The organism is Ralstonia pickettii, assembly GCF_001699815.1.
GTDB lineage: Bacteria > Pseudomonadota > Gammaproteobacteria > Burkholderiales > Burkholderiaceae > Ralstonia > Ralstonia thomasii.
Genome location: NZ_MCGB01000016.1, coordinates 1 through 20,979, shown reverse-complemented (window position 1 = coordinate 20,979; position 20,979 = coordinate 1). Strand labels below are relative to the sequence as shown.

The window sequence follows — 20,979 nt, the reverse complement described above, 5'->3', positions numbered from 1 at the left end:
TTGCATGCCGAGGCGCGTTCGGAACACTCAGCCGCCCAGGTAGGCTTCGAGCACGCGCGGATTGCCCAGCAGGTTTTTGCCGCTGTCGGCCAGCACGATCTCGCCGGTTTCCAATACGTAGCCGTGTTGCGCGATCTTCAGCGCCTGGCGCACGTTCTGCTCGACCAGGAAAATCGTCAGGCCCTCGGCATTGATGGTGCGCAGGATGCGGAAGATCTCCTGCACGATGATCGGCGCGAGGCCCATCGACGGTTCATCCAGCAGCAGCACGCGCGGGCGAGCCATCAGCGCGCGGCCGATGGCCAGCATCTGCTGCTCGCCGCCCGACAGGTTGCCCGCCAAGCCGTCGATGCGTTCCTTCAGGCGCGGGAACAGGTGGAACACGCGCTCCAGGTCGGAGGCGATCTGCCCCTTGTCCTTGCGGGTGTAGGCGCCCAGCTCCAGGTTTTCGCGCACGGTCATGGTGGTGAGCGTGGCCCGCCCTTCTGCCACCTGCACGATGCCGCGTTCCACACGCTTGTGGGCCGACCACTGCGTGACGTCTTCGCCTTCGAACAGGATCTGGCCGCGCACGTTGCCCTGCGACTTCGGAATCAGGCCCGAGAGCGCCAGCAGCGTGGTCGATTTGCCCGCACCGTTTGCACCGACCAGCGAGGTGATCTCGCCCGCCTTGAGCGCAAAGTCGATGCCCTTGACGGCTGCGATGTGCCCGTACGACACATCCAGCCCTTTCACTTCCAGCAAGGTGGTCATGCCGTCTCCTTCTGCGCGGCATCGCCGGTCGCTTCATCGTCATCATCCCGGCCCAGATACGCTTCGATGACTTGCGGGTCGTTGCGGATCGCCTCTGGCGGCCCCTCTGCGATGATGCGGCCGAAGTTCAGCACCGCAATGCGCTCGCACAGGCCCATCACGAAACGCATGTCGTGCTCGATCATGAAGATCGTGTAGCCACGCGCCTTGATGTTTTCGATCTCGGCCATCAGGTCGACCTTCTCGCCGGTATTCATGCCGGCGACGGGCTCGTCGAGCAGCAGCAGCTTGGGCTCGGTGGCCAAGGCCCGCGCGAGTTCAAGCTTGCGCTGGTCGCCGTACGAGAGGTTGTCGGCAATGTCATGCGCCTTGTGGTCGAGCTTGACCCACGAGAGCAGCTCGAGCGCACGGTCGCGCGCGCGCCGCTCGGCCGCGCGGTACTTTGGCAGCGAGAGCAGCAGGCCCGGCGCACCGTAGTCGAGATGCCGGTGCATGCCCACCACGACGTTTTCCAGCAACGTCATCTCCTTGAAGATGCGGATGTTCTGGAACGTGCGTGCGATGCCCATCTGCGTGATCTGGTGCGGCTTTCTGCCGACCAGGTTCTCGCCATTGAACGTGAGCGCCCCGCCCGTGGGTGCGAGCAGGCCGGTGATCAGATTGAACACCGTCGTCTTGCCGGCGCCGTTCGGGCCGATCAAACCGAAGATGCTGCCTTGCGGCACGTCAATGTTGACGTCCTGCAAGACCGACAGGCCGCCAAAGCGCTTGGAAATGGATGTGAGTTTGAGCATGGCGGCCTCAGTGCGATTCATTGGAAGCAGCCGGGGCGGTGCCCGTGCCCGGCATCGTGCCGCCGCGCTTCACGCCAAACCAGCGCGCGAAACGCGCCGGGTCCCAGATGCCCTTGGGCAGGAACAGCACGATCACCATCAGGATCAAGCCGTTGACGACCAGTCGGAAATCCTTGAACGCACGCAACAACTCCGGCAGCAGCGACAGGATCAGGCTGCCGAGCACCGGGCCCGTCAGGCCGTTGGTGCCGCCCAAAATCGTCATCGTGAGAATTTCCACGCCGCGGTCGAAGCCGAATTCGTTCGGGCCGATGAAGAACGTCAGGTGCGCGTTGAGTGCGCCCGCCAGCCCGGCAATGGCCGCGCCCAGCGTAAACGCCAGCAGCTTGGCGCCCGACACGTTGATGCCCATGAGGCCCGCAGCGGTTTCGTCTTCCTTGATGGCCTCGAATGCGCGGCCGACCTTCGAGCGGCGCATGCGCGCCAGCACGAACAGCGTGGCCAACACGGCCACCGCCACATGCCACCACTGGGTCAATTGAGGAATGCCGTTCAGGCCCAGCGCGCCGCCGGTCCAGTTCTCGGTATTCAGGATCAGCACGCGCACGACTTCGCCGAAACCAAGCGTGGCCATGGCCAGATAGACGCCCGAAAGACGCAGCGTCGGCCGGCCGATGACGACGGCCACCACGGCCGGTGCCGCCATGCCGCCCAGCAGCGCGACCGAGAACGGCATCTCGGCATTCATCGTCAGCAGTGCGGAGGTGTACGCGCCGATGCCCATGAAGGCCGCGTTCGCCATCGCCAGCAGGCCGCACGACAACGTGAGGTAAATGGACAGCGCGAGCAAGGCATTGATGCCCAGCGTGAGCACCAGGTTGCTGTAGACCGACCAGAAGTTGTCGAACCATTCCATGTCGGTCTCCTTATGCCTTGCGTTCCAGCACCTTGCCGAACAGCCCTTGCGGGCGCACCAGCAGGATCAGGAACAGCAGACCGAACGCCACGGCGTCGCGCATGGTCGAGCCGATGTAGGCCACCGACAGCACCTCGGCAAACCCGAGGAACAGCCCGCCGAGCATCGCACCGCGAATGTCGCCCAGGCCGCCCAGGATGATGACCGCGATGCCCTTGTGCAGCATCGGCTGGCCCATCAGCGGGAACACGGCGTTGGAGTACAGGCCGATCAGCACGCCCGACAACCCGCCCAGCGCGGCGGCCGCAAACGAGGTCAGCAGGAACAGCCCTTCGACATTGATGCCGAGCAGCGCCGCGGCCTTGGGCGACTCCGCAATCGCCCGCAGCGCGCGGCCGAGTTGCGTGCGCTTGAGCAGCAGCATGAGCGCCGCCATCAGCGCGAACGACAGCACGATGATGCCCAGCTCCAGCGGCGTGAGGTGGATGCCGCCCAGGTCCAGCGAGGCATCCGACACGAGCCCGGCCGGGAAGCGCAGGTTCTCCGCCCCGAACACACCTTGCATGGCGTTGTTGATGGCGATGCCCGCGCCAATGGTGGCGATCATCGGAATTAGGTGCGGCGCGTTGCGGCGGCGCAGCGGGCGCAGCAGCAGGACGTCGATGATGAGACCGGCCACACCGCTCACGACAAAGCCGACGGCCAGCGCCGCCCACAGCGGCAGTTCGAAGTGGAGAACGACCTGCAGCGCCGCATAGGCACCGAGCATGAAGACCGCGCCGTGCGACAGGTTGATCACGCCCAGGATGCCGAAAACCAGCGTGAATCCCAGGGCGAACAACGCATACACGCAGCCGAGCGACAGCGCATTGACGAGTTGCTGTTCCAGCATGATGAATCAGAGTGAGGTGCGGCCGGACGAGACCAAAGCAGTCACCAGGCAGCCACAAAAAAAACGATGGGGCGTAGGTTTAGCTACGCCCCGCCTGTCTCGTTCAAAGGGTTTCAACGAGAACCGAAGATTACTTCTCGATCGTGTACTTGCCGTTCTTGGTCACGCTCACGATCGGCGTCTGCACGGCGTCGTAGCCGGCCGGCTTGCCGCGTGCGGTGACTTGGCGGAACGCAAACGCGCCGGTCGCGCCGGTGTGCTTGACTGCCGGCAGTGCATCGCGGATCGCCTTGCGGTCGGCTTCGAGGTTGCCGCTGAACTTGACCGTCTTCAGCGCCTTGCTCGCGATGTACATGGCGTCATACGCCTGCGCCGCAAACTGATCCGGCGCTGCCTTGTACTTGGTGGTGTAGGCGGTGATGAACTTGCTGTTCTCGGGCGTGTGGTTCTCGATCGACCACGGGCTGCCCACCCACAGGTTGTCGGACTTGTCGCGGGCGAGGTCGAACACCTTGACCGAGTTCATGCCATTGCCGCCGATGACCGGCACGTTCAGGCCAAGCTGGCGCGCCTGCACCATGATCGGACCACCCTCCGCAATCAGCGCGGACAGTACGATCGCGTCCGGGTTCGTCGCCTTGATCTTGGTGAGCTGCGCCTTGAAGTCCACGTCGCCCTTGGCGAACGTTTCGGTGGTCGTCACCGGGATCTTCAGGTCTTCAAGCGCCTTCTTGAAGTTGTCGTAGCCGCTCTTGGTGAAGACGTCGTCGTTGCCGTACAGCACGGCCACCTTCTTCACGCCGGCCTTCTTCACAACGGTCTGGATCGTGGCCGGCAGCACGTCGGCTTCGGTCACGGAATTGCGGAAGACGTAGTCGCCGATGCTGGTGATGCCATCTGCGGTGTTGGAAGTGCCAAAGGCAACCGTCTTGGACCCCTGCGCAATCGGGTCCGCCGCCTGTGCCGAGTTGGACAGCGTGGGGCCGAACACCATCGCCACCTTGTCCTGGAAGATCAGCTTCTTGAAGACGTTGATGGCTTCTTCCTTCTTGCCCTGCTCGTCTTCGATCACCAGCGCGATCTTGCTGCCGTTGATGCCGCCTGCGGCGTTGATCTCATCAGCAGCCAGCTGGAAGCCGTTGCGGATGGCCACACCGTATTGGGCTGCGCCGCCCGACAGCGCTTCGGCCACACCGATCTTGATGTCCTGGGCCGCGAAAGTCGTGCCCGTTGCGATTGCCGCCCCCGCAGCCACTGCCGTCAACAGCAGCCGTTTGATCATTTTTTTCATGCGAACCTGCTCCTTGTTTGTCCGTCGCGATTGCTTGAATGCGATGCGTCTCGAAGATGCGCTGGCCCAACACCGTCGCTCCCCCGCATGCGCCCTGCATCGCGTCCGGACGCTCGCCTGCCGGCGTTCGCGCCACGAAGACAAACGACGTTGGCGAAACAGCGGAAGACCTGCCGGGCGAGCGATGCCGGATCGGGCATGCGTGCACCGGGAGTGCGTCGGAGTGTGAAGCGAAGGCGCCATGGGTACAGCGCTCTTGTGCGCCGCGCCAGGGTCGCCGGCGCGTGCAGTCAGTCGCGGGACTTTACCGGAAAGCGCACGACCGTGCGATAGGGGATTGTCCGCCGCCCGGCCTGGAGGGCCGATGTTGCGCCGCAATATTGCCTGCGCAATACCGTCAAATCGACGTGGAGCGTACCCGTTTCTGCGTGCCTTGCGGCACTGCGAAAATCAGCCCGCCGATAGCTCGTCGGCGCTGACAAACAGGCCCTTGCCGCGCGATTTCGCTTCGTACAACGCTTCGTCGGCAGCTTCGAAGACGACGCTCTGCGCCAATGTGCGCGCGTCAAAGGTCGCGATACCGATGCTCGCGCCCACCTGCACCATCGCTTCGCGCAGGCGAAACGGCTTGTTGCATGCGGCCAGGATATTAGCGGCAACCGTCTTCGCGTCGTCCGGGTGCGACAGGTGCTCCAGGATGACGGCAAACTCGTCACCGCCAAACCGCGCCACGCCGTCGTACGGGCGCACGGCCCGCGCCAGACGCTGCGCGAAGGTACGCAGCAGGGCATCGCCCAGAGCGTGCCCGTACGTGTCGTTGACGACCTTGAAGCCGTCAAGGTCAACCAGCAGCAGTGCGCCGGTGGAACCATTCACACGCGCCTGGTCGAGCGCCGCCAGCAAGCGCTCTTCAAAGCCGGCGCGGTTGGCCAGGCCCGTGAGGTGGTCGGTAGTGGTGAGCGCGCGCAGGCGCAGCTCCTGTTTCTTGCGCTCCGTGATATCAAGGGTGACAGAATGCACACCCGCCACGCGGCCTTGCGCGTCGAACTGCGGAAGGTAGCTGACCTCTTCGCAGCGGTACGGATCGCGGCCGCGGAGTTCGCGCTCGAAGACCATCGTCTCGCCGCCCAGCGCGCGCCGCAGCGCATCGCGAAGGATGCTGTAAGCATCGTCACCCACGACTTCACGCACCGTCTGTCCGAGCATGCTCGCGGCCGCTCGTCCATACGCCTTCTCGTAGGCGGCATTCAGGAAGCGGAAGCGCTCGTCGGTGTCGATGAAGGCCACCAGCGCGGGCAGTGCGTCGGTCACGGTTTGGAGCGTTTCGCGGCTGCGCTGCAGCGCCTCCTTGGCAGCCCTGTCCTGCGTGACGTCGCGCATGACCGATGAGAAGTACTCCATACGCCCAGCGGGATCGCGGTGCGCAATGATCATGTGGTTGATCGGTACGACCTGGTCCTCGGCACCTCGCGCGGTCGTTTCGCCAATCCAGACGCCATCGCGCGCCGCCGCAGGCACGGCCACCTCGCGCAGCCAGCCCATCGTCTCGGGTGGGTAGAAATCCGCAACGGTCAGGCCTTGGAGATTGGCATCCAGCGCAATGCCGGCAAAGCGGCGGCCGGCCGGATTCATATAGGTGACGTTGCCCTGTATGTCGCTCTGCGCAACAAAGTCGGTGGTGGAGTCGAGGATCTTGGTCAACACGCGCGACGCCTGTTCCGCCCGTGCCCGCACGGTGATGTCTTCCATGGCCCCAACGTGGCCCACGGCCTCGCCGTCCACTCGCACCGGCGCGGTCGTAACGACGAGCAACCGCTCGCCAAGGCCCGGCACGATCACGCGCTGCTCGGCGTGGTAGCCGGCCCCCCGCGCGAGCGCATCGCGCCAGCCGGCCATGATGGCATCGCGGTCGTCCGGATGCAGGCGCGCAAGCCACACGTCGGCCAGTGCCTCTTCGTGCGTGGCACCGAGCAGGCGGCGATACGCCTCGTTGGTATAGACAGTCCGGCCGTCCACATCCGAGCGAAACAACCCGAGTGGCGAGGCATCGTTCACGGCTTCCAGTTCGGCGCGCTGGCGAACGACCTCGCCCATCAGCTTGTGAAACGCCGTCGACACCGCGTCGATTTCCGCTGAAGCACCGAGCCGCTCAAGCGGCGGCGCATTGCGCAAGTCCGTGGCAGAGAGCTGCGTCATGGCGGCATGCAGCCGGCCAAGCGGGCGCAGCAGCCACAGCATCGCCGCCCACACCGACACGCCGATCAGCGCCGCCAGCACCAGCAGCGACCAGCGAAAACGCTGCCGCATGAGGAAGAGCTGCCGGTTGGCTTCGGCGCCGGGCAACACGGCAGCGAGGGTCCAGCCGGCCGCGATGATGTCTTGCCTGGTGGCCACGTCGCCGCCACGCTCAGGCAGCGCATCCGGGTCTGCGCGGAAGGCCGCGGCCGCCGTCGGATCGGCATCGAGCGGCGCGAGCGTCTTGTCGGCCTCGGGGTGCACGATATAGACGGCGTTGTCACCTCGCGTCGCCAGGTAGACGTGGCCGGTCTGCCCCACGCGCATGTCGCGCAGGTCGCCAAGAAAGTTCGGCTTGAGCAGGTACAGCGACGCGCCGATCAGCCCGACGAGATTGCCGTCCTGATCATGCACGGGCGCGGCCAGGATGACGATGGGCTCGCTGCCCACGCGGTTGCGCAGCGGCGCGGAGATTGTCGGCTGGTCAACCACCATGACCTGCCTGAAATAATCCCGATCGGAAATGTCGATGCCGACCACGCCTTCGCGGCGCACCGTCGCGGCTGTCACCTTGCCCTCAGCCGAGGCCAGGAACACGCCGTCGAACAGGCCGCTGGCCGGCTGGATGGATTGGTAGAACGCCGCTTCCTGCGCGGGCGTGTCGAACCGCACGGAGCGCATCTGCTGGGCGGTGCGTTCGAGCACGCCCAGGTACGTGTCCAGGCGCTTCTGGAGGTCTTCCGCCGACTCCTTGACCAAGGCTGTCTGCTGCACCTTGATCTGCGCCATCACTTCGCGGCGGATCGGCTCGCGTTGCGACCAGCCGAACAGGCTCACCACCGTCACGCTGATGACGGTCGCCATGATGGCCGCCTGCGACTTCAGGGTCAGTTTCATCGGACCGTCGGCTGACACCGGCGCCCCTCGCGTCCGGTGTCGTGTTTAGTGGGAGGGCAGACACCATAGTGCTATGCCCGCCCGGCATTGTCGAGCCGCCGCGGCGTCTAGCGACGGCCGCAGACGTAGGCGGCGGAGCGTGCAGCGAGCGTACCGGGGCGGATGCGCATCCAGTGCGCGCCGGCTGCGGTATCGGTATCGAGCGTGGCGCCGTCGGGACCGCGCACCACGTAGTCGACCAGGCGAATGCGCTGGCGGTGGCAGTCGATCTCCTGGCGCGAGAGGATCACCGTGCCGGGCCGGTAGTGCGCCCCATGGGCGCGGCGTTCGCTGCGCCTGAGCACGGTGCGGGCCAGAAAGGTCTTGTGACCGGTACGGTTCGAGCGCAGCGACGTGCGATCGATGGAAGCCACGACGGACGTCGTCGTCAGATATTGGTGCCAGCGCGCAGCCTGGGCAGGCACCGCCAGGCCGAGGGCGCCCACGCCGACACTGCATATCCAGATCCACCGCCACATCATGCGTTTCACGACCGTCTGTCCTGCCATATCAAGAAACCAAGAAGCGGCACTGCTGCCGCAGGCACCTATTGTAACAATTGGCCCGCAAGACTCGCGCCTGCGCCCTCAGGTAGCATGCCGCCAACCCAATCGCCCCGACTACCCCATCCGCCATGCCCACCGTTGCCCTGCCTGCCCTCGTTGCCCACGCCGTCGCGGCCTTGCTCATCGCAAGCGTGCCCGTCGCGGCGTGGTTCTGGCTACGGCGGCGCTTTGGCCTGGCGTGGCGCGACATCGGCGTGGGCGCGGCGGTGTTTGTCGTGTTTGCGCTGGTGCTGGAACGCACGCTGCACCTGTATCTGCTGCAGCTCAATCCGATCACGGCGCATTGGCTGCGCATGCCCGTGCTGTTCGTCATCTACGGCGCGCTGATGGCCGGTTTGTTCGAGGAAAGCGGGCGCTGGATCGGCCTGCGCTTTCTCGTGCGCAAGCCTGCAGACGCCGCCACACCCGTCGCGTACGCGCTCGGGCACGCCGGCATCGAAGCCTGGCTGGTCGGTGCGGCATCGCAGGCGCAGATGGTGATGTTCGGCATTGCCGCCAACCGCGGCGAGCTGGAATCGCGTCTCGCGGCCAGCGGCGCCGCGGCCATGGTGGGGACGATTCACGCCATGCTCGCGCAGCTCTCGCCGTGGCTGGCCCTCGGTGCGGTGAGCGAGCGTGTTGCGGCGATGTTGATCCAGTTCACGCTCACGCTGGTGGTGTGGCACGCGGTGCGCCAGCGGCGTTTTGTGATCGTCGTGCTGGCGGTGGTGCTGCATGCGCTGGCGGACTTGCCCGCTGCGCTGTACCAGGTGCATGTGCTGCCGCTGGCCGTGACTGAAGCGATCTACGCCGTGGCGGCCGTGCTGCTGGCAGCAACGTGCTGGCCGCCGCAGGGTGGCCGCAGGATCGGCGAATCCTCGCTGCGCTAACTACTGCGGAACCGGTCCGGCTCGATGCCGTGCCGGTTGAGCTTGTCGTACAGCGTCTTGCGCGGCACGGCGAGCAGGTCCGCCGCGCGCGCGACGTTGCCCTCCGTGGCGCGCAGTGCTTCTTCGATGGTGGTGCGTTCGACCGCCATCATCCGCCCGGCCAGGGAATGCTGGCTCGCTTCGGAAGCCACCAGGCCATCGTCCAATCCGAGGCAGAAGCGCTCCGCCACGTTCTTCAGTTCGCGCACGTTGCCGGGCCAGTCGTGGTGCTGCCAGCGCATCATGTCCTGCGCAGACCAATCCGGCGCGGCGCGCTCGTAGCGCACCGCGGCCTGCTGCAGAAAGTGGGCCATCAGCAACGGAATGTCTTCGGCACGCTGACGCAGCGCAGGGAGCGCAATCGACACGACATTCAAGCGGTAGTACAGGTCTGCGCGGAACTGGCCGTGATCGGATGCTTCCTTCAAATCGACCTTGGCGGCGGCCACAACACGGCAATTGACCGGCACGCTCGCGTTGCTGCCCAGCCGTTCGATGCTGCGTTCCTGCAGCGCGCGCAGCAGCTTGGCCTGCAGCGACAGCGGCATCGATTCGATTTCATCGAGGAACAGCGTGCCGCCATCTGCGTATTCCATCTTGCCGATGCGGCGGCGGTTGGCGCCCGTGAAGGCGCCCGCCTCGTGGCCGAACATTTCGCTCTCGAACACGGATTCCGGCAACGCCGCGCAGTTCAGCGCAACGAACGGCCCGCGACGTCGGCTGCCTTCGTGAATGGCGCGCGCGAGCACTTCCTTGCCCGAGCCGGTCTCGCCCGTGACGAGGATGTCGGCATCGGTCGGCGCCAGCGCGGTGACGAGCCGGCGCACGTTCTGCATGACGGCGCTCTGGCCGATCAACGGGTACGCCTGCCGTCCCTGCAGCGCTTCACGCAACCGCAGGTTTTCGGAAGTGAGCCTGCGCTTTTCCAATGCGCGCCGCACCACGTCAACCAGGCGTTCGGAGTGGAACGGCTTCTCCATGAAATCGTAGGCGCCGGCGCGCATGGCAGCCACGGCCATCGTCACATCGCCATGACCGGTGATGAGGATGACCGGTAACTGGCGGTCGTGCTGCAGCATCTCTCGCAGCACGGCCAGGCCGTCGCGGCCGGGCAGGCGCACGTCGGTGACGACTACGGCCGGCGTTTGCGTAGCAAGCGCAGCCAGCGCGCTTTCCGCATCGGCAAACGATTGCACGGGCACATCCGCCAGCGTGAGCGCCTGCTCGCAGCCCAGGCGCACCACGTCATCGTCTTCGATCAGGAAGACGGGCGCGTGGTCAATGGGGGAAGAATCCGGCGTACCGTGTTCAGTCATGTGGGTTTCACAACGCGTTCAAGCTCGATGATGAATTCTGCGCCCGGCGTGCCGTCACCGGCATTGCGACCTTCTAGCCGGCCGCCAAAATCTTCGATAATCGCCAGCGAAATCGCCAGCCCCAACCCCAGGCCCTGACCATCGTCCTTGGTGGTGAAGAACGGCTCAAACAGGCGCGGCAGCACGTCGGCGGGAATGCCCAGGCCGAAGTCGCGCACGGTGATGCGTACCCATTTCTCGATGGGCTGGACGCTCACACGCACGATCGCCGATTCGGCTGCGGGCGCCTCGGCGGTGGCATCGATGGCGTTGCGGATGAGGTTGACGAGCACCTGCTCAAGCCGCACGGCATTGGCCCAGACCGCAAGATCGGTCGGCACCGGCTCGGTCACCACGGTCACGCCGGCCTGCCGGCGACGCGTCTCAACCAGCATCAGCGCCTGGCGGATGGCTTCGTCTACCGACACGGCAGCGCGTGCCCCATCGCCCTTGCGCGAGAACGCCTTGATGTGTGAAACGATGCGCCCCATGCGTTCGGCAAGCTGGCTGATGTGCGTGAGATTGCCGCGCACTTCGTCGATGCGGCCGCGCTCGGCAAGCTGGTTGGCGTTGTCGGACAGCGTGGTGAGCGCGGTGAGCGGCTGGTTGAGTTCGTGCGTGATGCCGGCGGCCATCTGGCCGAGTACGGCGAGCTTGCCGGCCTGCACGGCGGCATCGCGCGTTTCGCGCAGGATGCGTTGCGCGGCGTCAAGCGCCTCGACCTTGCCGGCGAGTGCGGTGTTGGCGGACGTCAACTCGGCAGTGCGCTGGGCGATGCGCGCTTCCAGATCGCGCTGGACTTCGCGCAGCGCGGCGCGCGCGCGGTGCTGCTCTTCGCGCCGGCGCTGACGCAAACGCAAAGCGACGAGCACGGCAAAGATCAGCGCCATCGCAAACGCGGCGCTCGCACCGGCCACCAGCGCGGTGCGCTGCTCATCGCGCGGATCGATCAACACGGCGACTTGCCAGCCGAGCAGCCCCACCGGGCGGTACTGCACACGCAGCGTCGATACCGATTTTCCGGGCAATGCCACGCGCACGGTCTGCGGGGGATGGTCCGCAGAAAAGGGTACGCTCGCGGCTCGCCCATCGTTCATGCCGAGCGGGGTGAGGATGTGCGGCGCGTACTGGCGCGTCGCGTCGAGTGCGGCGCGCTGGTTCGCGCTCAAGGTGCCGAGCGTGCGGTATTTCCATTCGGGTACGGACGACAGGAAGATCACGCCGTGCCGATCCACCAGCAGCACCGTATCGCCGCTGCGCGACAAGGTGGCCTCGAACGCGTCGAGGTTGACCTTCACGACCACCACGCCGATCGGCTTGTTGTCTTCGCGCACGGGGGCGGCGACGAAATAGCCGTTCTCGCCGGTGGTGTTGCCGACGCCGTAGAAGCGGCCGAGCCCTTCGCGCATGGCTTCGACAAAGTACGGGCGGAACGCGTAGTTCTGGCCGACGAACGAGGTCGGCAGATCCCAGTTGCTGGCCGCAATCGTGAGACCGGTCGTATTGATCAGGTGAGCGGCGGCCAAGTCGGTGGCCGCCTGGACTTCTTTCAGATAGGCGTTGGCTGCACGGCGCGGAACGGCGTCGCCGGCCTCGGGGTTCTCTAGAAGCGCGACGTGCAGCACGTGTTCCAACGCCGCCAGTCTCGGCAATGATTCATAGCGCGCCAGTGTGCTGCGCAGGTTCTGCGCGTAGAAGGTGGTGCGCTGGCCGGCCTCTTCGGCCCGCGTGGCAACGTAGCGCTGCAGGGCGACGGCGTAAGCGCCCCATCCCGCTGCTGCGCAGCATGCCGCCATGGCCAGCGCGACAGCCACGCGCCAGCCGCGCCCGCGTGCGGGTGGGGCAAGGTCGGGGTGGCCGTCTGTTGGCGACATGGGTCAATGTTCGATGCGGGAATGCTTGCGAGTATCGCGCATGAACACGTACACCAACAGCGACAGGAAGATGGTGCCCGTCACGTACCAATAGAACAGCGACTCGTGACCTGCCTGCTTAAGCCACAGCGCGATGTACTCGGCCGTGCCGCCAAAGATCGACACCGTAAGCGCATACGGCAGACCCACGCCCAGTGCACGAACCTCGGCGGGGAACAACTCCGCCTTCACCACCGCGTTGATCGATGTGTAACCCGAGACAATCACCAGCGCCGCCATGATCAGGAAGAACGCCGTCCACACGTTGGTGGTCTGGCTGATGCCGGTCATGATGGGCACGGTGAAGAGCGTGCCCAGCACGCCGAAGGCAATCAGGATCGGACGACGGCCGATGCGGTCGGACAACCCGCCCACGATCGGCTGCAGCATGGCGAACAGCAGCAGCGTGGCGCCGGACACCAGCGTCGCCTTGTCCTTCGACAGACCGACCGTGTTGGCCAGGAACTTCTGCATGTAGATCGAGTACGTGTAGAACGCCACCGTACCGCCCATCGTCAGGCCCACGACCGTCGCAACGGCGCGCGGATGCTTGGCCAACTCTGACAGCGTGCCGCGCTTCTTGTTGGCCTTCGCGGCGGTAAAGGACTGCGTTTCCTCCATGTGCGAGCGCATGGCCATTGCCACCAGCGCACACAGCGCGCCGACAAAGAATGGAATGCGCCAGCCCCACGCCTCAAGCTGCGCCGGCGACAGCACGAACTGCTGCAGCGCGATCAGCAGCGCCAGCGCCGTCAGTTGGCCGGCGATGAGCGTGACGTACTGGAAGCTCGAGTAGAAACCGCGGTTTTCCTTGTTGGCGACTTCGCTCAGGTACGTGGCCGAGGTGCCGTATTCCCCACCGACCGACAGCCCCTGCAGCAGACGAGCCAGCACCAGCATCACGGGTGCCGCAACGCCGATGGTCGCGTAGCTCGGCGTGAGCGCGATGATGAGCGAGCCCGCGCACATGAGCACCACCGAGAAGAACAGTGCGCGCTTGCGGCCATAGCGATCGGCGTAGATGCCCATCAGCCAGCCGCCCACCGGACGGGCCAGAAAGCCCACCGCAAACACGGCCGCCGTATTGAGCAACTGCGCGGTCTGGTCTCCCTTGGGGAAGAACGACTTGGCAAAGTACAGCGCAAACGCCGAGTAGACATACCAGTCGTACCACTCGACCAGATTGCCAATTGAACCGGAGAAGATGGAACGCAGACGACGGCGAACGTCTGCGGGAGTGTCTTTGGTGGGGGCCTGCGCGGGCGAAAACTCGCCCGTGACCGCGCCAGCCTGAGGCTGCGTCATGGTGTCTCCTTGGAGCGTTGGCGGCGGCCTTTGCTTGTGACATGTCGGCACACCCAGCTGCGTGTGCGACGTCCGAGCGGTCCGCCGGTTTATGGGTGGTCGCTCTTACTCAAGAAGCATTCCATGCGAAAAGCAGACTCGCCGATCCGCCGCAAAAGCCCGTGGCGCGAGGCTTTGCGGGAAATCGACGGAACGGTGGACGACAGGAGAAGTGTGCGGTTTCTCAGAATCAGCCGAGGCAACCTGTGCGGAAACCCGCACGGCCGATTCGATTCTGAAGGCGGCGATGCTCAGGCGGCCACGCTCAACGGAATGGCGTCGCGGACCAACGATTCCACCTCGGCAGACAAATCTTCCCGCGTGTGCGACAGGCCAAGGCGGTCATGCAGATACGCCTCGAAGTCAGCACGCACTTCCGGATGGCGCAGCGCGAACTCGACGGTCGCCTGCAGGTAACCGAACTTGCTGCCGCAATCGAAGCGCTGACCACGGTAGCGATAAGCCAGGATCTGCTCTTCAGCCAGCAGGCTCTGGATGGCGTCCGTCAACTGCAGCTCGCCGCCGGCGCCCGGCTTCAGATTGCGCAGATGATCAAAGATGCGCGGCGTCAGGATGTAGCGCCCGACCACGCCCAGGTTGGACGGCGCATCCTTCGGCGCGGGCTTTTCGACGATGCCATCGAGCTTGACCAGGCGGTCATCCCATTCACGGCCAGCCACCACGCCGTACGAGCGCGAGGCTTCCGGCGCAATCGTTTCGACGCCGACGATGGAGCAGCGGTAGTGATCGTAAAGTTCCGTCATCTGCTGCATGACTGGCGGCTGGTTGTCCAGCAAGTCATCGGCCAGGATCACGGCGAAGGGTTCGTCGCGTACCAGTTTCTGCGCACAGAGCACGGCGTGCCCCAGCCCCAGAGTCTCGGGCTGGCGCACATAGAAGCACTCGACGCCCGCCGGCTTGATCGACTGCACCATCTCCAGCAACGCCTGCTTGTTCTTGGCAGCCAGTTCAGTTTCAAGCTCGTACGCCTTGTCGAAATGGTCTTCGATAGCGCGCTTGGCGCGGCCCGTGATGAAGATCATCTCCGTGATACCCGCAGCGGCAGCCTCTTCCACCGCATATTGGATCAGCGGCTTATCGACGATCGGCAGCATCTCTTTCGGGCTGGCCTTGGTGGCGGGTAGAAAACGTGTACCGAGCCCCGCCACGGGAAACACGGCCTTGGTGATCTTCTCGTTCATGACAACTCCATTGGTGAGACGTAGCGTCATGAGCAAGTCATATGCCAGCGTAAGCCCCCGGGTCCAACCTTTGGTGGCGCACGATCTGGCGTGCCCCGCGCAACGTGGCGGGCACTGCGTTGCCGCCTTTCCTACAACCGGTTGCAACGCCGTCGCATCAACTTTCAGCGCCGAAAGTTGAAAAAGCGTACCCAATTCTGCGTACCGCTTTACGCCAACTTGCGGCTGGCCAGACCAGTAAGCGCCCGCTAACAGTGCGCCAAGAAATCAGGAAGATGGCTTGACCCAGCCGCGCGAGACCGGTGCGGTGCGCTCGGGCGTGCGCCGATAGGCGTCGATCTGGGCGTTCAAATGCGCGACCTCGGCTTCGAGGGTGCGGATGCGCTGGCGCAGTTGATCGGCTTCACTTTGCGTTTGCTGGCGTACCGCGTCGTTCTGCAAGCGCAGAAAGCGCTCCGTCCCCGCCAGCGCGCTGGCCGCCCCCTCCAGGCGGGTCACGGTTTCCATGGTCTGCTCTAGGCGCTCTAGCGTTGCATCGGTCAATTTGGGGGGCACGGCAGGCGCCGTGGCAAGCGCCTCGCCGAGACGACGCTCCAAGTCGGCCATGGCGGCCTGCAATTGCCGGTTACGCGCGGCTTCGTGTTCCAGCGCGCGCTCCGCCACCTCTGCACGAATGCGCGCTTCCATCCATTCGGCGCCCGCACCCGGCGCGCCAATGGCGCGCGAGGCGATCCGGTTGCGCTCGTCACGCGCCGGAAGCGTACCCGTTTCTGCGTGCGCCAATGGGATCGGCCACGGCTCTACCGCGTCCGCTGCGGCACCGGCTGCAGCCGGCCCGCGCCCCTGCGCTCGATCGACCGCTTTCTGTAGCGTCGTATTGCTCGGACGTCGGTGTACTCCCGCCTCCGCCAACCACTGCACGTAGCGTCGAACGCCATAAACACGACGCGTCACAGCCTGGACAGCTTCGATCACTTCATCCAGGAACACGGCGTTGTCGTGAGGGAAGGCGATATCCAGCCGCCGGATCGCTTCAACGATCCGCTGCTGCTGCTCTGCCGAGAAATAGAGACCGGGACGTGCCATAAGGGCTAACAAGTGCCCATCTAGTGTACACGAAGGGTTAAAAACCTCAATGTTGTCTTAATAGACTTCATTATTTTAATATCGGCATAATCTATTTGCAGTCGAATTCACAAGGGCCGAGGTACCCCCCGGGTGCCGAGCCTGCCCGTTTCGAGGCATCTTTAGCAGTGAGTTGAGCCGTTCTGTAGACGCACCCGACGTAAGTGGGCGCGCGCAGAAACGGGTACGCTTCAGCACGCTGACAGGCTTCTGGCGCGCGAAATTGAGGCAAAAAAAAAAGCGCCCTATGGGCGCTTATGGTGAAGAGAGCTGCGGCGAAATTACAGTAGGGCGACGTCCAGGCCAAACCGGCTTTTTAGCGCCTCGACGAGCGATTCCCGCGCACCACGGTCTCCCAGCTTCACATCAAGCATGACGCGTCCGGAATCCCATTCCTTAATTGTGCCTAGAAGATCACCTTCAGCGCTTCGGATCTTATACTGGCGGCTGACTTCCTTGACCTTGCGGGTACGCCCCTCCTGGGCCACCTTGCGGATCTGCTCCACGTCGCGACTGGAGAGGCCCTCTTCCAGTACGCGATGCACCAGCTCGCGCGTGCGGTCTTCGCCAGCGCTCTTAAAGTACAGTGTCAGCTCATATCCTGTTGCGATACCAATTCCGGCCGGCCGCTCCTTCATCACTTCGAGCACTGACTCGGGCAGCTTCAACAGCGCCAGTGTCTTGTTGACTGTTCCTGCGGATACGCCGGTAATCTCGCAAATATCTTCTTCTTTTTTAACTTTTCCTTCGTCCAGCAGCTGTCGCCAAGCGATTGCGTTGTCCAGCACGGACTGGCCGGACCGCTGCTCGTTCAAGACGAACGACAGACGGTAAAAATCAATGTCCGACAGGCCGTCCTCGACGAAGCAGTCCATCTCGGCCTTCCCCGCAGCCGCCAAGGCCCGCTTACGGTAGTGGCCGTCGATCAGGACAAACCAGCCCGGCCGCGCGGGGTCTGGTGCTGCCAACCCTGGTGTCTGCTGGCCGTGTGTGGCGATGGATGCCGCCCGCTCCTGAACGATCTGCGGATCGTAGATGCGGCGGGCGTTGAGCGGATTTTCCTGCAACCGTTCAAGCGGAACCTTGATGACCCGGCGTTCGGAGGTATTCGCAGGTGCGGGACTTTCAGCGCTGAAAGCGGAGACGGGAGCCGCTTGGCCAAGCAGGCCGCGGGGATGCGATGTAATCGCTTTTTCTGCCAAAGCAAAGCGATCGACCGGTGTCGCCTTGGTTTTCTCCGCGGCTATACCGGCCAGCATGCCATCTTTGAGCGATTTCAACTTCGCGCTCATACACGTTCCTCCTGCAACAACTGCAACACCTCGTCGATCAAGATGTCGACTTCACTCACGGCTTCCCGGGCGCCCGACACACCGTGTACCGTCGCGCCGATGGCCTGGCACTCACGAAATGCAGACCGCGATCCGATCATGGAATCCATCAAAGGAATATCTCCATCATCACCAAGAATTTCAATTGCTTGCTTGGCTAGCGAGACACGCCGCTGCACCATGTTCGCCAGCACGCGAATACGCAGCGTCTCGTTGGTGACTTGGGCCTGCTGAGCCAGGGCTTTGGCAGCCACTGCAGCCCACAGATCAGGCGGTGACGGCACCACGGGGATCAGCGCAATGTCGGAAATCAGCAGCGCGCTTGACGACGACGGTGAGTGGACCGCCGGAGGGCAATCGACCACGATGTAGTCGTAGTCCGCGACAAACTTGCGGACCTCCCGGTGCATGGCGCCACCGGAAGGCGCCAAACCAATCACCGAAGCCGGGAAGGGCTTGTCTTCGGGCGCTTGAGCGGCCCACCGCGTGGCCGTTCCTTGCTCGTCCATATCGACCAGCAGCGTCTTACTCCCCCGCAAACCAAGGGTTCCGGCGATGTGCATGCTGACCGTGGTCTTGCCACAGCCACCTTTCTGATTGAATACCGTTACGATCTTGGCGCTCACTGCTCCTCCACTTTCAGCGCTGAAAGTCAGCAGCGCTCATCTTAGGGAAGGCGACATGAAAACACAAGTTCGATAAAATTCAATTCATACAAATTTCACCGAAATAGAGAGACCGCAGACGTGACGGAAAGGCGGTTTTCAATTCACCTAAATTGAGATGTAAATGCGGTCTTTGGCGCATAACTTTATGCGTTCAACCCGGCATTTACGGGCTTCCTAGGTGTTTACCAGTGAGATGCATAAAAGCGACATTTCGGAAAAATGCCGCCCATCGACACTCCGCTCCAAACTGGTTATGATGCTCAGACAGTCGTCTGAAGACTTTGTCTACGCAAGATTCGGAATCAGCCGGTTCTTCGTGCGATGTCCGGATCGGCTGGACGACGTGTTTTTTGTTATTTAAAGGAATTTTTGCATGGCCACGGGTACTGTCAAATGGTTTAACGAAACCAAAGGCTTCGGCTTCATCACTCCGGACGGCGGCGGCGCGGATCTGTTCGCGCACTTCTCCGAAATTCAGGGTTCGGGCTTCAAGACCCTGAAGGACGGCCAGAAGGTCACTTTCGAGGTGAAGCAAGGCCCGAAGGGTCTGCAAGCCTCGGCGATCAAGCCGGAATAAGTTTCGGGCTGATCGCCTGAGATGAAAAAGGGGAGCTTCTGCTCCCCTTTCTTTTTGCCTGGCGCTTCTTGCTGACTTCAGGCCAACTTCCGTACGCTCGTACGCGAAGGCTGCAGAATCAGCGCCTTGGAAGAGTCTGCATCCACCTTGGCGTCCGGATAGACAACCAGCACGTCCTTCAGCGCCTTGCGGAACAACGCACGGAATTTCCGCTCGCTTTCCGTTTCGGTACCGAATTGCATCTGCAGCGCTTCCCAGGGGATCTCGGTACGCTTCTGGATCGTAAAGAAGCGGTATGTGAGCCAGGAATACACATCCAGCGCAAACGGCGATTGCTTGAGCGCCTTCAACGCACGCATATCCACCGGCACCGGCCGATTCACGAGCTCGTTGAAGAACGGTTCAGACAGCACCACGAAGCTCTCGAACATTGAGCCCTGGCCCGGCTGCATCGGATCCCACCAGGTGGACAGCTGATCGGCCAACAGATAACCGATGCGATCGATCGAGAGCGGTTCCTGGTTCTGATTCTGGCTGCTGGGCGCCGACTTGTTCTGCACGATGGCAATCGTGGCAGAGAAGAGGCGAATCATCTGCTGGCGCACCAGCGTCATGGTGCCCCGCTTGCCGCCCGTGGCCATCGGGATGCCCAGGTTGTACATGAACTCGGACAACGAGTTGCCCAGCGAAATGCGCCGGTCTTCCACCGTGCCCTGGAATTCGCCGCGCTTCTTTTTGGCCATGATCTCCTTGCCGATCCAGGCCAGCATCAGGCGAGGATACGAGCCATATGGATAGCCGAAAGAGACGGTCTCGGAGACGATGCGCTGCCGCCCATTGCTGGCCCGCTCGGAGCGCTGCTGCGTGAAGTAGCCCGGCTGGATCATCAGCGAGATGTTGCCGCTGGAACGCGTCCAGACCGGCGGTGCACCTTTGGGAGCGCGATAGGGAAGGGTGACCTGCACGCTGGCGCGACTGAGGAAGCCGACCTCGCCGCTTTGCCAGGCGTCTTCTCGTTCCATTGCCTGTGCTTCGTCGAACAGGCGCTGAAACTTCTCCGGCGCGGCAATGACTTGCCCTCCCGAGGGGACGATGATGCGGCCGGGCGAATTGTCGTCCGGTTTCCCATTGGGTGTGAGGCGCTTGGTGACCATGGTGGGCAAGAATTGTTCAGACCCTTTGTACTAAAACGCCTTCGCCTTGTCACGCAGAATTGGGTACGTTTTCTGAATTTTGCTCGTTGTCGCGGGAAGGGCATCGGTGGGCAACCGTTAAGGTTGTCCACGGAAGACCTTTCCTTACTACAAGCTATATATACCTTCTACGTTTACTACAGGTAAACCGTATACGCGGCCCGCAAAGCCTTGTCAGCGCTTGGTTCAGAGGGGTAAACCGAACCAGATTCTGCGAACGGCCGAACCAGATTCTGCGCGATGGCGTACCCGCTTCTGCGCGAAACCGTACCCGCTTCTGCGCGTTGGGCGTACCGGAATCTGCGGGGACAACATCATGTTGTCCACAGTGTTATCCACAGAAAAAAGGGGGAGAGCCGCACGATTCGGTCCGCTTTTGCGAGTGCGTACCCGTTTCTGCGAGGGATTCGTCGATTTTTTGGGCTCCCTCAGCCTGATAACTGACGAAGCGTACCTGTTTCTGCGTGAGTAAGGGCGTTTTCGCACGGACTACCCGTACCCAAATCTGCGTGCGTGCCGATCCACGTGACTTCCTGGCTCTTATTCTTGCGCCATCTATAAGAAAGCGAGCACACGCTTCGAATTGCTTGGTTGCACACCGTGCGTACCTGTTTCTGCGTGGCGGCGGGTAAGCTGGATGTGGCTGCACGTCATCGAGCCTTCCGCCTGACCTGTGCATTCTGAACTTTCATCGCTGAAACCTGGTTGAGGGAAGGCTGCTTGCCGATATCTCAAGGCTTGGGCGTTCTACACCGCGTACCTGTTTCTGCGGGTAAAAAGCCTTATTGGCCAAAGGCTTGGCGTGAAGGCTTGCAGATACGGCGAACCTGTTTCTGCGAGAAGTCCCGCAGAAACAGGTTCGCCCGATTCGAGGCCCTGCCCGCAGAAACAGGTTCACTTTGAGCTGAGCCTTGGGCGCGATCGTGCGCAGAAACGGGTACGGTTTCGTTTTTCAGTGGCTCGCAGAATCGGGTACGCCC

At 63.3% G+C, this 20,979-nt stretch carries 18 protein-coding genes; 2 read left to right on the top strand and 16 right to left on the bottom strand.

All coding sequences use genetic code 11. The features are described 5' to 3' along the window. Nucleotides 1–27: 27 nt before the first annotated feature. The 7 genes from BEK68_RS01960 to BEK68_RS01930 all read right to left on the bottom strand — a co-directional run bounded on the left by BEK68_RS01960 (nt 28) and on the right by BEK68_RS01930 (nt 8,326). Entirely contained in the window at nt 28–753 is a 726-nt protein-coding gene (locus tag BEK68_RS01960; protein ID WP_065851547.1) for an ABC transporter ATP-binding protein, read from the bottom strand. Beyond that, complete coding sequence (locus tag BEK68_RS01955; RefSeq protein ID WP_028866888.1) at nt 750–1,547, bottom strand: ABC transporter ATP-binding protein; 798 nt, start codon at nt 1,545–1,547, stop codon at nt 750–752. Before BEK68_RS01955 ends, BEK68_RS01960 begins: the two co-directional genes overlap by 4 nt. Nucleotides 1,548–1,554: 7 nt before the next feature. Beyond that, nucleotides 1,555–2,463 carry a branched-chain amino acid ABC transporter permease gene (locus BEK68_RS01950; protein WP_028866889.1) on the bottom strand — a complete coding sequence of 303 codons (909 nt, stop codon included), beginning with the start codon at nt 2,461–2,463 and terminating at the stop codon, nt 1,555–1,557. 10 nt (nt 2,464–2,473) lie between these two features. Continuing rightward, nucleotides 2,474–3,355 carry a branched-chain amino acid ABC transporter permease gene (locus BEK68_RS01945; RefSeq protein ID WP_004632391.1) on the bottom strand — a complete coding sequence of 294 codons (882 nt, stop codon included), beginning with the start codon at nt 3,353–3,355 and terminating at the stop codon, nt 2,474–2,476. 130 nt (nt 3,356–3,485) lie between these two features. Next, on the bottom strand, nt 3,486–4,646 hold the full coding sequence (locus BEK68_RS01940) for an ABC transporter substrate-binding protein (RefSeq protein ID WP_004632393.1): 1,161 nt from the start codon (nt 4,644–4,646) through the stop codon (nt 3,486–3,488). Between the two features lie 450 nt (nt 4,647–5,096). Then, on the bottom strand, nt 5,097–7,778 hold the full coding sequence (locus BEK68_RS01935) for a diguanylate cyclase domain-containing protein (protein ID WP_065851545.1): 2,682 nt from the start codon (nt 7,776–7,778) through the stop codon (nt 5,097–5,099). Between the two features lie 107 nt (nt 7,779–7,885). Next, nucleotides 7,886–8,326 carry a surface-adhesin E family protein gene (locus BEK68_RS01930; RefSeq protein WP_004632395.1) on the bottom strand — a complete coding sequence of 147 codons (441 nt, stop codon included), beginning with the start codon at nt 8,324–8,326 and terminating at the stop codon, nt 7,886–7,888. A 125-nt stretch (nt 8,327–8,451) separates the two neighbouring features. Here BEK68_RS01930 and BEK68_RS01925 point away from each other — a divergent pair, with 125 nt between their 5' ends. After that, nucleotides 8,452–9,252 carry a YhfC family intramembrane metalloprotease gene (locus BEK68_RS01925; protein ID WP_004632398.1) on the top strand — a complete coding sequence of 267 codons (801 nt, stop codon included), beginning with the start codon at nt 8,452–8,454 and terminating at the stop codon, nt 9,250–9,252. Here BEK68_RS01925 and BEK68_RS01920 read toward each other — a convergent pair. The 7 genes from BEK68_RS01920 to BEK68_RS01890 all read right to left on the bottom strand — a co-directional run bounded on the left by BEK68_RS01920 (nt 9,249) and on the right by BEK68_RS01890 (nt 18,187). Further along, a complete protein-coding gene (locus BEK68_RS01920; RefSeq protein ID WP_065851543.1) occupies nt 9,249–10,607 on the bottom strand; it encodes a sigma-54-dependent transcriptional regulator in 1,359 nt (452 codons plus the stop codon). The genes BEK68_RS01925 and BEK68_RS01920 overlap by 4 nt on opposite strands. After that, entirely contained in the window at nt 10,604–12,520 is a 1,917-nt protein-coding gene (locus BEK68_RS01915) for a sensor histidine kinase (protein WP_004632402.1), read from the bottom strand. Before BEK68_RS01915 ends, BEK68_RS01920 begins: the two co-directional genes overlap by 4 nt. Before the next feature lie 3 nt (nt 12,521–12,523). Further along, complete coding sequence (locus tag BEK68_RS01910) at nt 12,524–13,864, bottom strand: MFS transporter (RefSeq protein ID WP_028866835.1); 1,341 nt, start codon at nt 13,862–13,864, stop codon at nt 12,524–12,526. A gap of 290 nt (nt 13,865–14,154) precedes the next feature. After that, on the bottom strand, nt 14,155–15,105 hold the full coding sequence (gene galU / locus BEK68_RS01905; protein WP_004632405.1) for a UTP--glucose-1-phosphate uridylyltransferase GalU: 951 nt from the start codon (nt 15,103–15,105) through the stop codon (nt 14,155–14,157). A gap of 267 nt (nt 15,106–15,372) precedes the next feature. Continuing rightward, nucleotides 15,373–16,191, bottom strand: a complete 819-nt coding sequence (locus BEK68_RS01900) for a DNA-binding protein (protein WP_024542650.1) — start codon at nt 16,189–16,191, stop codon at nt 15,373–15,375. A 320-nt stretch (nt 16,192–16,511) separates the two neighbouring features. After that, nucleotides 16,512–17,522 (bottom strand): ParB/RepB/Spo0J family partition protein, encoded by a 1,011-nt coding sequence (locus tag BEK68_RS01895; protein WP_024974426.1) that lies wholly within the window; start codon nt 17,520–17,522, stop codon nt 16,512–16,514. Continuing rightward, entirely contained in the window at nt 17,519–18,187 is a 669-nt protein-coding gene (locus BEK68_RS01890) for a ParA family protein (protein WP_004632410.1), read from the bottom strand. Before BEK68_RS01890 ends, BEK68_RS01895 begins: the two co-directional genes overlap by 4 nt. 415 nt (nt 18,188–18,602) lie before the next feature. On the opposite strand from BEK68_RS01890, the gene BEK68_RS01885 reads away from it, so the two are divergent. After that, nucleotides 18,603–18,806: a cold-shock protein gene (locus BEK68_RS01885; protein WP_004632415.1), complete on the top strand. Its 204-nt coding sequence runs from the start codon at nt 18,603–18,605 to the stop codon at nt 18,804–18,806. A gap of 77 nt (nt 18,807–18,883) precedes the next feature. Here BEK68_RS01885 and BEK68_RS01880 read toward each other — a convergent pair whose 3' ends face one another. Together BEK68_RS01880 and BEK68_RS25900 are read right to left on the bottom strand one after the other, a co-directional pair. Beyond that, entirely contained in the window at nt 18,884–19,960 is a 1,077-nt protein-coding gene (locus tag BEK68_RS01880) for a replication protein RepA (protein WP_004632417.1), read from the bottom strand. Nucleotides 19,961–20,781: 821 nt separating this feature from the next. Then, nucleotides 20,782–20,979: hypothetical protein (locus tag BEK68_RS25900; RefSeq protein WP_212634767.1), on the bottom strand; the 198-nt coding region annotated here is incomplete at its 5' end.

Excerpts from the sequence above, each read along its gene's own strand:
- BEK68_RS01960 (WP_065851547.1), bottom strand. The coding sequence starts at position 753 with ATGACCACCTTGCTGGAAGTGAAAGGGCTGGATGTGTCGTACGGGCAC.
- BEK68_RS01955 (WP_028866888.1), bottom strand. The coding sequence starts at position 1,547 with ATGCTCAAACTCACATCCATTTCCAAGCGCTTTGGCGGCCTGTCGGTC.
- BEK68_RS01950 (WP_028866889.1), bottom strand. The coding sequence starts at position 2,463 with ATGGAATGGTTCGACAACTTCTGGTCGGTCTACAGCAACCTGGTGCTC.
- BEK68_RS01945 (WP_004632391.1), bottom strand. The coding sequence starts at position 3,355 with ATGCTGGAACAGCAACTCGTCAATGCGCTGTCGCTCGGCTGCGTGTAT.
- BEK68_RS01940 (WP_004632393.1), bottom strand. The coding sequence starts at position 4,646 with ATGAAAAAAATGATCAAACGGCTGCTGTTGACGGCAGTGGCTGCGGGG.
- BEK68_RS01935 (WP_065851545.1), bottom strand. The coding sequence starts at position 7,778 with ATGAAACTGACCCTGAAGTCGCAGGCGGCCATCATGGCGACCGTCATC.
- BEK68_RS01930 (WP_004632395.1), bottom strand. The coding sequence starts at position 8,326 with ATGGCAGGACAGACGGTCGTGAAACGCATGATGTGGCGGTGGATCTGG.
- BEK68_RS01925 (WP_004632398.1), top strand. The coding sequence starts at position 8,452 with ATGCCCACCGTTGCCCTGCCTGCCCTCGTTGCCCACGCCGTCGCGGCC.
- BEK68_RS01920 (WP_065851543.1), bottom strand. The coding sequence starts at position 10,607 with ATGACTGAACACGGTACGCCGGATTCTTCCCCCATTGACCACGCGCCC.
- BEK68_RS01915 (WP_004632402.1), bottom strand. The coding sequence starts at position 12,520 with ATGTCGCCAACAGACGGCCACCCCGACCTTGCCCCACCCGCACGCGGG.
- BEK68_RS01910 (WP_028866835.1), bottom strand. The coding sequence starts at position 13,864 with ATGACGCAGCCTCAGGCTGGCGCGGTCACGGGCGAGTTTTCGCCCGCG.
- galU (WP_004632405.1), bottom strand. The coding sequence starts at position 15,105 with ATGAACGAGAAGATCACCAAGGCCGTGTTTCCCGTGGCGGGGCTCGGT.
- BEK68_RS01900 (WP_024542650.1), bottom strand. The coding sequence starts at position 16,191 with ATGGCACGTCCCGGTCTCTATTTCTCGGCAGAGCAGCAGCAGCGGATC.
- BEK68_RS01895 (WP_024974426.1), bottom strand. The coding sequence starts at position 17,522 with ATGAGCGCGAAGTTGAAATCGCTCAAAGATGGCATGCTGGCCGGTATA.
- BEK68_RS01885 (WP_004632415.1), top strand. The coding sequence starts at position 18,603 with ATGGCCACGGGTACTGTCAAATGGTTTAACGAAACCAAAGGCTTCGGC.
- BEK68_RS01880 (WP_004632417.1), bottom strand. The coding sequence starts at position 19,960 with ATGGTCACCAAGCGCCTCACACCCAATGGGAAACCGGACGACAATTCG.